Genomic DNA, 11,518 nt, shown 5'->3' with positions numbered 1-11,518 from the left:
TCGTCATCCGACGCTTCCTTCGAGCGAGATTGCCAGTAGTTTCTGCGCCTCTACCGCGAATTCCATCGGCAGTTCTTTGAGCACTTCCTTGGCAAAGCCGTTGACGATCAGTGCCACCGCCTCCTCCGCACCCAGCCCGCGCTGCATGGCGTAGAACAGCTGATCGTCGCTGATCTTGCTGGTTGTCGCCTCGTGCTCGATCTGGGCCGAGGGGTTTTTCACTTCGATATACGGAACAGTGTGCGCGCCGCAGGTGTCGCCCAGCAACAGGCTGTCGCATTGCGTGAAATTGCGAACCCCGTCGGCATTGGTCGCCACGCGCACTAGTCCGCGATAGGTGTTGTTGGACTTGCCCGCGCTGATCCCCTTGGAAATGATCGTGCTGCGGCTGCCCTTGCCGTTATGAACCATTTTAGTTCCCGTGTCGGCCTGCTGGTGGTTATTTGTGACCGCTACCGAGTAGAACTCACCAACTGAGTTTTCACCGTTGAGCACGCAAGAGGGGTATTTCCACGTCACCGCGCTGCCGGTTTCGACCTGGGTCCAGCTCACTTTGCTGCGCGCGCCCTGACACAGCGCCCGCTTGGTCACGAAATTGTAGATCCCGCCTTTGCCGTCGGCGTCACCGGGATACCAGTTCTGCACGGTGGAATATTTGATCTCGGCATCTTCCAGCGCGACCAGTTCGACGACGGCCGCGTGAAGCTGGTTTTCATCGCGCATCGGCGCGGTGCAGCCTTCCAGATAGCTGACATAGCTACCCTTTTCCGCCACGATCAGCGTGCGTTCGAACTGCCCGGTATTTTCCGCGTTGATACGGAAATACGTGCTCAGTTCCATCGGGCAGCGCACCCCTTCGGGGATGTACACGAATGTTCCGTCGGAAAAGACCGCACAATTCAAAGTGGCGAAGTAGTTATCGTGTTGCGGCACGACTTTGCCGAGCCACTTTTTCACCAGGTCGGGATATTCGCGGATCGCCTCGCTGATCGAGCGGAAGATGACGCCCGCGCTCTCCAGTTCCTTGCGGAAAGTGGTCGCCACCGAAACGCTGTCGAACACAGCATCCACAGCGACCTTGCGTGCGCCCTTCACCCCGGCAAGCACTTCCTGCTCCGCCAATGGAATGCCCAGCTTATCGTAGGTCGCCTTGATATCGGGATCGAGTTCGTCGAGCGATTCCAGCTCCGCCTTCTTCTTCGGCGCGGCGTAGTAATAAGCGTCCTGATAATCGATCGGCGGATAGCCGAGCTTGGCCCAATCGGGCTCTTCCATCGTTTGCCACAACCGGAATGCCTTGAGCCGCCATTCGAGCATCCATTCCGGCTCGCCCTTCTTGGCGGAAATGAAGCGAACGGTGTCTTCGTTCAATCCCTTGGGCGCAAATTCGGTGTCGATCTCGCTCGACCAGCCGAATTCGTACTCTGCCGCTTTCGCAGCGGCATCGCGGGCAGCGCGATCGGTCACTTGTATGTCTTCGGTCATGCTATTTCTCGTGTCGATACTAACTGCGTCAAAGTGATCCCCGCCAATGCCCCTCGCACCGCTTCGTTGACCACGGGCCAGTGCGCGCGAACGGTGCAATCGTGATCCAGCGCACAGCTATCGCCTTCGACGCAGGCAGTCAGTGCAATCGGACCTTCCACTGCCTCTACAATATCGGCAATCGTGATTGCTGCGGCCGGCCGCGCCAGTTGCAACCCGCCGTGCGCCCCTCGCATCGAACGCAATAGGCCCGCGGCCGTCAGCTTGCTGACCAGTTTCGCGACTGTCGGCGCGGGCAGTCCGGTTTCCGCCGCCAGCTCCCCGGCAGACACACGCCCGCCACCGCAACGACGCGCGGCAGCGGTCATCGCGACCACGGCATAATCAGCAAGATTGGACAGACGCATTTTTATTCGGACCGATTCATTCCGAATTGCACCTAGGAGGGGTTTGCGATCTTTTCAAGCACGCTGAGCGGCCAAACCCGGTCTGTGAGGCTGATCAAGGTGCCCATCTGGCAAATCGCGGCAGTTACAAGGTGAAAATACGCGAAGGCCGGATGGCGGTAAAAAATAGGCGGCCCCGGATCATCCGAGACCGCCTGTTAAGTAGAGGTACTCGTTGCAAAAAGCTTCGAGCCCTTCGGGTCGCCCGTGCTTCATACACGATGAATCGATTCGCCAATTGTAGGAAATCGACGCACCGCGACAGTTCAGTCGGATTTGCGGTAGTCTGACGCAGCTTCAGGCAATTTTTCGTGCTTTTTGAGCGCCTTTCATGCCTTGCTTGCCAAGGTGGGACAGTCTCGACAGCAATCCTTTACCGCGCCATAGGGCACCCACGATGCTTTACCGCCTGCTCTCCCCCGCTCTGTTCGCCATCGATCCGGAAATCGCACACGGGCTTGCACTCAAGGCCCTGAAAGTGCGTCTTGTCGGCAGGCCTGCAAATGTCGGGCCGCTGACATCGACCGTTGCGGGCATTTCGTTCCCCAACCCACTCGGAATGGCGGCAGGGTTCGATAAAGATGGGGAAGTTCCCGATGCTTTACTGCGCCTTGGCTTCGGTTTTGCCGAAGTGGGATCGATCACACCCTTGCCACAAGCGGGCAATCCCAAGCCCCGGCTTTTCCGATTGAAAGAAGATCGCGCGGTTATCAATCGCATGGGCTTCAACAATGCCGGACTGGAAGCCGCGCATCGCCGGTTATCCCAGCGTACGAGCAGGCCCGGCGTAGTTGGCATAAATATCGGCGCAAACAAGGATTCCGCTGATCGCATCGCAGATTATGCAACGATGGCCCGCGCGATGGCCCCGCTAGCCAGCTATCTCGCAGTGAATATCTCCAGCCCGAACACCCCGGGCCTGCGCGCCTTGCAGGACGAAGGCGCTTTGGTTGCGCTGCTCGACGCGGTGATTGCCGCGCGCGACGAAAGCGAAGCCATCACTCAGCCGCCGATTTTCCTAAAAGTCGCACCCGATCTCGAACCCACGGATATCGATGCGATTTCCCGTATCGCTATCGACAAGAAGCTCGGCGCACTAATCGTGTCGAACACAACGATTTTACGCCCGCCCCTTGTCGCATGGGATGCCGGGGAGAGCGGTGGGTTATCCGGACGGCCGCTCAAAAATCTCGCGCTTCAGCGTCTCAAAGACTTCCGCTCCGCCACTGGCGGCACATTGCCTCTCGTCGGTGTCGGCGGAATTGCCAACGCGGACGACGCGTGGGAGCGAATCAAAGCCGGGGCAAGTTTAGTCCAGCTTTACAGTGCGATGGTATATGAAGGACCGGGTGTTGCCCGGCGCATTGTCCGCGGACTGGAGCAACGAATGCGCGCCGAAGGGTTTTCAACGATTGCCGAGGCGGTCGGGAGCGGTTAGCTGATAGCACCATGCTTAAGCGCTTTTCCGTATCGCTCGCCCTTCCACTGGCTCTCCCCCTCCTACTGGGAGCCTGCTCCACAATCCCAACCGAAACGGTCGCCACCGCATCGCCACCGGTGGCGCAAACCCGCTACGAACACGGAATTGTCAGCGCTGCCGATCCACGCGCCGCGCAAGCGGGCATCGAAATGCTGCGCAAGGGTGGCAGCGCGACCGATGCTGCCATCGCAGTGATGCTGGCCCTTACCGTTGTCGAGCCGCAAAGTTCGGGTATCGGCGGCGGCGGTTTCTATCTCCATACCGACCCCAATGGGACTATCGACACAGTCGACGGTCGGGAAAAGGCGCCGATGGCCGCCACCCCAACCCGTTTCATCGGGCCGGCCGGCAAGCCGATGGATTTCCGCACCGCTGTCGAAAGCGGATTGAGCATCGGTGTACCGGGCAGCCTGCGCCTGGCCGAAGACGCGATGAAGCGCGACGGGAAGCTGGCCTGGGCCGATGTTTTCCAGCCTGCGATCCGCCTTGCCCGCGATGGGTTCGAGATTACGCCCCGCCTGTATAACGCGTTGAAAAACGCCAAGAGCACTGGGGCGCGCAGTAAAACAGGGTTGGCATTGTTTTACGATGCGGCAGGCAATCCCAAGCCCCTCGGCACAGTGGTTAAAAACCCGGAACTGGCGCACACTCTGGAACAAATCGCCGCGCATGGGGCAAACTGGCTCTACACCGGGCAAACCGCTGCAACGCTGGCCAAAACCATCGCTGATGACACGCCTAGCGATGGCAAAATGACAGTTGCCGATATCGAAAGCTATCGCGCAACTGATCGCGCGCCGGTCTGCGGTGCATATCGCACCTACAAGATTTGCGGGATGGGCCCGCCATCATCGGGCGCGACAACCGTTATTGCGATGCTCAATCAGCTCGAACGGTTCGATCTGTCGGCACTCGGCCCCAATTCGCCCACTTTCTGGCATCTGTTCGCCGAATCGCAGCGCCTCGCATATGCTGACCGCGAACGGTTCCTTGCCGACCCTGATTTCTTTTCAGTCCCGGTCAAAGCGCTGACCGATCCCGCATATCTGGCGAAGCGCGGTACGCTGATCAGCCCGACATCGACGATGGCCAAGGTCGAGCCGGGTCTGCCGCTTCCCCCGCCCGACGGGCAGGAGCCGGAAGAACATGGCACCTCCCATTTCGTTGCCGTCGACAAATGGGGCAATGCCGTATCCTACACATCGACAATCGAAAGTGTGTTCGGTTCGGGCAGCATGTTCGGCGGGTTCTATCTCAATAACGAACTGACCGATTTCAGCATGACTCCGCAGGAAAACTGCGATGATCGCGCGACCGGCTCCTCCAAAGCGCGGATGGACGACATCGCGGATGGAAAGCTGGAAATGGCAGTTGGCACGGATTGTCATCCGGTCGCCAATCGCGTGCAGGGCGGCAAGCGACCGCGCAGTTCGATGGCACCGACACTGGTATTTTCGCCCGACGGCAAATTGCTGATGGCGGTCGGTGCCGCCGGCGGAGCAACGATCCCAGTGCAAACGACGCGCGCGATTATCGGAGTTATCGATTTCCATCTGCCGGTCGACAAGGCTCTGGCATTGCCGGTTCTGTTTTCGCCCGGCGATATTGTCGCGATCGAACCCGATACCTCGTTGGTTGCCATGATCCCGGAATTGCAACGGCTCGGGCACAAGCAGGTTACCGTGCGTGCCCTTCCTTTGAAAGCCAATGCAGCGCTGCTCACTGCCAGTGGCTGGACCGGTGCGGGTGATCCGCGCAGCGAAGGGGTGGCCATCGTCGAATAAGACCGCTTGCCGCTACGGCAGGCCCGCCCTAAACTATAGATAACCATAAAAGTTATGAGAAGTCTTGGGATCAGGAACAGGTGCAGCCTTGCAGCTAAGCGACATTGATACGGTCGATAACCTCGTCGCATTGTTTCTCCGGCGTGCGGATGAGCGGGGCGATGCACCGTTCCTCGGCGCCAAACGCGACGGGCAATGGATAACGCAAAGCTGGCGCGAAGTGGCCGATCAGGTTTGCCTGCTGGCAGAAAACCTTCGCAAGCTGGGGCTGGAGCCCGGCGACCGGGTCACGCTGGTATCGGAAAACCGCCCCGAATGGTGTATTGCCGATCTGGCGATCATGGCCGCAGGATGCATCACAGTCCCGGCTTACACCACGAATACCGAGCGCGATCATGTCCATATCCTCGACAATTCGGGGGCTCGGGCCGTTATCGTTTCGAACGATAAACTGTCTATCCCGCTAATCCCGGCCATCCTTCATACAGGGCTGGCGGAACACCTGATCGCAATCGATAGCGTGCGCCCGCATCAAAGCGGTAACCACACGATCCATAACTGGGCATCGATGCTGGAAGGCGATGCAGCCGAAGCGCGCAAAGCTGTCGAACGTCGTATTGCAGAGATCGGACGGGGCGATACCGCCTGCATCATCTACACCAGCGGCACCGGCGGTGCCCCGCGCGGAGTGTTGCAACATCACGGCGCAATCCTGTGCAACTCGGCCGGTGCAGCGGAAATCCTCAGCAACGATTTAGGGGTGGATGAAGACGAACGCTTCCTGTCATTCCTGCCTCTGTCCCACGCTTACGAGCATACCGGCGGACAATTTCTGCCGATCAGCGTCGGCGCGCAGATATTCTATTCCGAAGGGCTCGAAAAACTCGCCAGCAATATCGAAGAGGTGCGCCCCACGATCATGGTCGTGGTTCCCCGGCTGTTCGAAGTACTTCGCGCACGAATCATGAAGCAGGTGGCCAAGCAGGGTGGTTTGGCTCAGAAACTGATGGACCGCGCACTCGCGCTGGGCGCCCGGAAGGCTGAAGGGCGTTATCGCATTGGCGACAAGACGCTCGACTTCATGCTCGAACGGCTGTTGCGCCCGAAGATCCGAGCTAAATTCGGCGGCCGAATAAAGGCAATGGTTTCAGGCGGTGCACCGCTGAATCCGGAAGTCGGTATATTCTTTCAGGCGATGGGCCTGACTATGCTGCAGGGTTACGGACAGACCGAAGCCGGCCCAGTCATCAGCTGCAACCGGCCCCGCGCAGGCATCGCGATGCATACCGTCGGGCCGCCGATGAGAGGCGTCGAAATTCAGATTGCAGAGGACGGCGAGATTCTGTGTCGCGGCGAACTGGTGATGCACGGTTACTGGCATAACCCGGCCGAGACGGCACGCGCTCTGCAGGATGGCTGGTTGCACACAGGCGATATCGGCCACATCGACGAGCGCGGACGCATCGTCATAACCGATCGCAAGAAAGACATGATCGTCAATGACAAGGGCGACAATGTGGCCCCGCAGAAGGTCGAAGGAATGCTGACATTGCAGCCCGAAATCGGGCAAGCAATGGTGAGCGGTGACAAACGCCCGTATCTCGTCGGCCTGATCGTGCCTGATGCGGAATGGGCCGCTGAATGGGCCAAGGCGCATGGTGAGAAATACGATCTGACCGCGCTGATGGAACTACCACCATTCCGCAGCGCCGTGCGCGACGCAATCGACCGCACCAATCAGGAACTTTCAGTAGTCGAGAAGGTGCGCGGCTTTACGTTCGCAGACGAACCATTCACGATCGAAAACGAAGAGATGACGCCGAGCATGAAGATACGGCGGCACAAAATCCGCGAACGCTATGGAGATCGACTCGCCGCGTTATATCGCACTTAACAGTGTACGGCTCTTAGGCTGCGTTTACATTCAGGATTCCCATTTTTGTGGGAGTCTGATTCAAGCTGCTGGCTGGATGGATCGACAGGAACTGAGTGACGCGGGTTGGGAGCGGATTGAGCCGCATCTTCTGGGCAAGGCGAGCGATCCTGGGCGGACAGGGCGAGATAATCGCTTGTTTGTCGAGGCGGTCTTGTGGCTGGCGCGTTCAGGGGCACACTGGCGTGTCCTGCCCAAGGAGTTCGGGCGCTGGCACACCGTTTACCAACGCTTCAACCGGTGGTGCCGGAGCGGTCCTTAGCGAGCCTTTGATGCCACCACCCCGTTCTCCTCTCTCTCATAAGTCACATTGTCCATTTGCCATCGATCATCCTGATCGTGTTATTCGGCCCTTCTCCGATCAAGTGTTCGGGCAGCAGTTCGGCGGGGAAATCCTGATAGCACACTGGCCGCAGGAAGCGTTCGATGGCAAGCGTACCGACCGAAGTCGATTTCGGATCCGACGTTGCCGGATACGGCCCGCCATGGACCATCGCGTGTGACACTTCGACCCCGGTCGGCCACCCGTTGGCGATGATGCGACCCGCCTTGCGTTCGAGCACGGGCAAAATCTTGCCCGCCAGGACAAAGTCATCTTCCGTCATATGCAGTGTCGCGGTCAGCTGGCCTTCGATTTCTGCAAGCAGGCCATGCAACTGATCGATATCGTCGCACTCGACGATCACGGAAGAGGCACCGAAGTTTTCCTCTCCCAGCAGGGGATTCTGGACAAATTCGGCGGCGCTGGTGCGGTATATGGCAGCGCTGGCCAGACAGCCATTGGTGGCGGGCGCACCTTCCCCGATCAACGCAACGCTGTCGCTGCCGATCAGGTTGGCCTTGCCCCTGTCGAATTGTTCGCGAATGCCTTGCGTAAGCATGACTTGCGGTGAGGCCTGTCCAATCGCTGCGGCGACCCCGGCGACAAAATTGTCGAGCGCTTCACCGCGTATTGCGAGGATCAGACCGGGATTGGTGCAGAATTGCCCCGCGCCCATCGTGACGCTTCCGACATAATCTTGTGCCAGCTTTTCACCACGCGATGCGAGGGCGGCGGGCAGCAGGATCACGGGATTGATCGCTGACATCTCGGCATAAACCGGGATCGGCTGTTTGCGGGAAGCGGCCACTTTCATCAACGCCTCGCCACCCATGCGCGATCCCGTAAAACCGACTGCTTGAATTCGATGATCGCTGACCAGCGCCGTTCCCAGTTCGTGGGAGGTTCCGTTCAGAAGGCTGAACACACCTTGCGGCAAGCCAGTCTGTTCCACCGCGCGCATGATCGCGCTGGCGACGAGTTCGGATGTGCCGGGGTGGGCAGGGTGCCCCTTCGCCACAACGGGGCATCCTGCGGCCAATGCCGAAGCGGTGTCGCCACCTGCAATCGAGAAAGCGAGCGGAAAGTTGGAAGCGCCAAACACCGCGACCGGTCCCAACGGTATTTTGTGCAGGCGAAGATCGGGCTTTGGCGGTGTGCGCACAGGATCGGCGCTATCGATGCGGATACCCTGCCATGCGCCATCGCGCACTATCTGTGCGAACAGGCGCAGCTGCCCCACGGTTCGGCCGCGCTCTCCGTTGAGGCGTGCTTCCGGCAAGCCGGTTTCGCAATGGGCCCGCTTCGTTAGCGCTTCGCCCAGCGCGTCGATTTCATCGGCGGCCGCTTCCAGAAACTGCGCTCGTGTTTCGAGAGGGAGGCTGGAATAGACAGCGAATGCAGCTTCGGCTGCCGCGCATGCGTCATCGATATCGCGCGGCCCAGCGATGGCAAAGGCGGGTTCGGGGATGGCCTCGTCTGTCGAAGGATCGAAGGCATGGAACCGGTTTTCGGAATCGCGCCGTTCCCCGGCGATGAAGAGTTTTCCGGTGAGTGTCATGATGATCTGTCCGTTCGAATGGATGTTGGTCAGGCGGTGGCGACTGCGTGCCGCTGGCGGATTGACCGGTAAAATTCGCGAATGCCGAATTCCCATGCGGGCGCATCGCACGAATGGACGACATCGTTGGTTAGTGTGCCTAGCCTCGCGCTATGGATATGCACTGTGTCTCCGACATTGTGGGTGAAGCCCCGGCCCGGTTCGTTGCGATCCTGAACCGGCGCGAACAGCGTACCCAGCATCAGAACGAAGCCGTCGGGGTAATGGTGTTCGGACAAGGTCTGGCGAACCAGTTCCAGCGGGTCGCGGCTGATTTCCTTCATCGAGCTGCGGCCTTCGAGCCGATAACCGTCCAGCCCTTCGACCTGCAGGTCGAGTTCCGCCGAACGAACGTCGTCCATGCCGAAATCACCGCCGAACAACCGGATGAAGGGGCCAAGGGCACAGGCGGCATTGTTGTCTTTCGCCTTGCCCAGCAACAGAGCGCTGCGTCCTTCGAAATCGCGCAGGTTTACGTCATTGCCCAGCATCGCGCCCACAGGTTTGCCTGACGCATTCACAGCCAGCACCACTTCCGGTTCGGGATTGTTCCAGCTGGAATCGGAACGGATCCCCACTGCCGCCCCCCATCCGACGGTGGATAGGACTGGCGCCTTAGTGAATACCTCTGCATCGGGGCCAATTGCGACTTCAAGATATTGGGACCACATGTCGGCATCGATCAACGCAGCCTTCAGTTCAGCCGCGCTGTCGGTGCCCGGTGTGACGTTGCGGATCCCGCTGCCGACTCTGTCCTCCAGATTGGCGCGAATGTCTGCGGCGTGCTCCGCGTTGCCGCGAGCACGTTCTTCGATTACCCGCTCGATAGCGGACACCGCGAACGTCACGCCGCACGCTTTCACGCATTGCAGGTCGATTGGCGAGAGCAGTGCATAGTCGCCCCCTCCGACGGTCAATTCGCTTACTCCGCAGATATCGCGACCGGAGGCATCGGCCGGATCGCCCAGGTCCAGCAGGTCGGAGATCGTGTCCACTTGTGTGGAAACGTCGAACACCCGGCCAGCGCGAACGATAACCGGACGCGGATCGCCCTTTATCGAGACACGACCCGCCAGAACGGCACTTTCGTGGTCGACAGGCAGAGCCGATACGTCGAAACGCTTTACCATTGCATTCTCTTCCTTTGGTCGGCGCGCGCGGCGCATCATGCGGTGAGACGCTCGTCATCGAGCTGTTCGAGCGACTTGCCTTCGTTTCGCGGTGCCCAGACGAACCCGATCACACCGCTGATCGTCAGAAAACCGACGAGTATCCATGCCAGCGTGGTGAACCCGGTCGCTGTCAGAAACGGTACGAAGAAAGTGAAGACGCCCAGCACAATCCGAACCACAGCGAACATCACGCCCTGAGCGGTGCTCCGCAGCAAAGTGGGAAACATCTCCGAGCTCCAGAGCTGGAAGAAACATTGCGCTCCGAAACCCTGGCCGAATGCCATCAGGAACACATGCGCCAGCGCGACGGGCAACGTCAGCGGGAAGATCGCAAGCAGCGACATCCCGACCACCTGTATCACAGCGGAAAGGCCGAAAAGCATTCGCTGATTCAGCTTGTCCGCGTATTTCATGAACACGAAATAGATTGACGCCATCCCGATCAGGAAGCTGAGCGCCTGAATTGCGACCGACATCGCCTGCGACTGGTTGCCGACTGTACGCAGGATGTAGGGGAAGAAGAAACCATTTGTCCCCGCCCACAGATTCCAGAACAGGTACATACCGGCCAGAAACGCCATCGAGCGGATATGGCGGCAGGTGAACAGATCGCGCCAGCGCCCCCGTTCGAACGGAGCGCCATCGTCCGGTTTTGTCGATTGAGCATCAAGCCAGCGCTGCGATTCCTTCATGCGTGATCGCAGAAAGGTCAGAGCGACAGCCAATATCGCAAGGTGGGCGAAAACCAGTCGGGCCGCCATCAGGCCAAGCGGCTCGAGCACCAGAAACATCAGCAGGACGACGACCGGACCCAGATACCATAGCACCTGCGCGACTCCGCTGTGTTTTCCGCGCTTTTTATCAGGGGCCATTTCCGCGATCAGCGACCACGATGCGGGGATATCCGCTCCAACCGCCAGACCGACCAGGAAAAATCCAAGTACGATCATCCACGCATTCATCGCGAAGACCAGCCACATCATGCCGAAGGCGTAGAAGAGCATATCGTATTGGTAGATCTTCTTGCGACCCAGCTTGTCGCACAGCCGCCCGCCGATGAGCGCGCCGATTCCGGCGGCGATGGCGTTGGGGCCGAATGCCCCGATCAAACCGACAAGGTCAGTGGACAGGCCATACGCCTCCACCCACAGCGCCAGCGCTGCCGATCCGGCGACGATCGATCCTGCGTCGATATAGTTGGCCAGTCCGGCGAGGATGGTGTTCTTCCAGTCCTCCTTGCCGGAAGGATCGGGTTGTTGGCCCTGAGCCAATTTGCCTTCGGCTGTCATTGTTTGTTTC

9 protein-coding genes are annotated in these 11,518 nt (G+C 59.4%); 4 read left to right on the top strand and 5 right to left on the bottom strand.

The window, feature by feature from the left end; all coding sequences use genetic code 11:
* Positions 1 to 3 precede the first annotated feature (3 nt).
* Together sufB and D6858_RS05140 are read right to left on the bottom strand one after the other, a co-directional pair.
* Entirely contained in the window at positions 4 to 1,485 is a 1,482-nt protein-coding gene (gene sufB / locus D6858_RS05145) for a Fe-S cluster assembly protein SufB (protein WP_120107786.1), read from the bottom strand.
* Entirely contained in the window at positions 1,482 to 1,892 is a 411-nt protein-coding gene (locus tag D6858_RS05140) for an SUF system Fe-S cluster assembly regulator (protein ID WP_120107783.1), read from the bottom strand. The genes sufB and D6858_RS05140 overlap by 4 nt, the downstream gene beginning before the upstream one ends.
* A gap of 436 nt (positions 1,893 to 2,328) precedes the next feature.
* On the opposite strand from D6858_RS05140, the gene D6858_RS05135 reads away from it, so the two are divergent.
* The 4 genes from D6858_RS05135 to D6858_RS16315 all read left to right on the top strand — a co-directional run bounded on the left by D6858_RS05135 (position 2,329) and on the right by D6858_RS16315 (position 7,390).
* Positions 2,329 to 3,369 carry a quinone-dependent dihydroorotate dehydrogenase gene (locus tag D6858_RS05135; RefSeq protein ID WP_120107780.1) on the top strand — a complete coding sequence of 347 codons (1,041 nt, stop codon included), beginning with the start codon at positions 2,329 to 2,331 and terminating at the stop codon, positions 3,367 to 3,369.
* A gap of 11 nt (positions 3,370 to 3,380) precedes the next feature.
* Positions 3,381 to 5,195, top strand: a complete 1,815-nt coding sequence (gene ggt, locus D6858_RS05130; protein ID WP_120107777.1) for a gamma-glutamyltransferase — start codon at positions 3,381 to 3,383, stop codon at positions 5,193 to 5,195.
* Between the two features lie 88 nt (positions 5,196 to 5,283).
* On the top strand, positions 5,284 to 7,089 hold the full coding sequence (locus D6858_RS05125) for an AMP-dependent synthetase/ligase (protein WP_120107774.1): 1,806 nt from the start codon (positions 5,284 to 5,286) through the stop codon (positions 7,087 to 7,089).
* Positions 7,055 to 7,390, top strand: a complete 336-nt coding sequence (locus tag D6858_RS16315) for a transposase (protein ID WP_120107772.1) — start codon at positions 7,055 to 7,057, stop codon at positions 7,388 to 7,390. The genes D6858_RS05125 and D6858_RS16315 overlap by 35 nt, the downstream gene beginning before the upstream one ends.
* Positions 7,391 to 7,433: 43 nt before the next feature.
* On the opposite strand, the gene D6858_RS05115 is transcribed toward D6858_RS16315, so the two are convergent.
* Genes D6858_RS05115 through D6858_RS05105 form a run of 3 tightly spaced genes read right to left on the bottom strand, consistent with a single transcriptional unit; the run spans position 7,434 to position 11,508 of the window.
* Entirely contained in the window at positions 7,434 to 9,008 is a 1,575-nt protein-coding gene (locus D6858_RS05115) for an aldehyde dehydrogenase (NADP(+)) (protein ID WP_120107769.1), read from the bottom strand.
* Positions 9,009 to 9,037: 29 nt separating this feature from the next.
* Positions 9,038 to 10,177 (bottom strand): fumarylacetoacetate hydrolase family protein, encoded by a 1,140-nt coding sequence (locus D6858_RS05110; protein ID WP_120107995.1) that lies wholly within the window; start codon positions 10,175 to 10,177, stop codon positions 9,038 to 9,040.
* 35 nt (positions 10,178 to 10,212) lie between these two features.
* Entirely contained in the window at positions 10,213 to 11,508 is a 1,296-nt protein-coding gene (locus D6858_RS05105) for an MFS transporter (RefSeq protein ID WP_120107767.1), read from the bottom strand.
* Between the last annotated feature and the right edge of the window lie 10 nt (positions 11,509 to 11,518).

The sequence above is a fragment of the Tsuneonella suprasediminis genome (assembly GCF_003605755.1).
Lineage (GTDB): Bacteria > Pseudomonadota > Alphaproteobacteria > Sphingomonadales > Sphingomonadaceae > Tsuneonella > Tsuneonella suprasediminis.
This window is presented reverse-complemented; position numbering and strand designations above follow the sequence as displayed.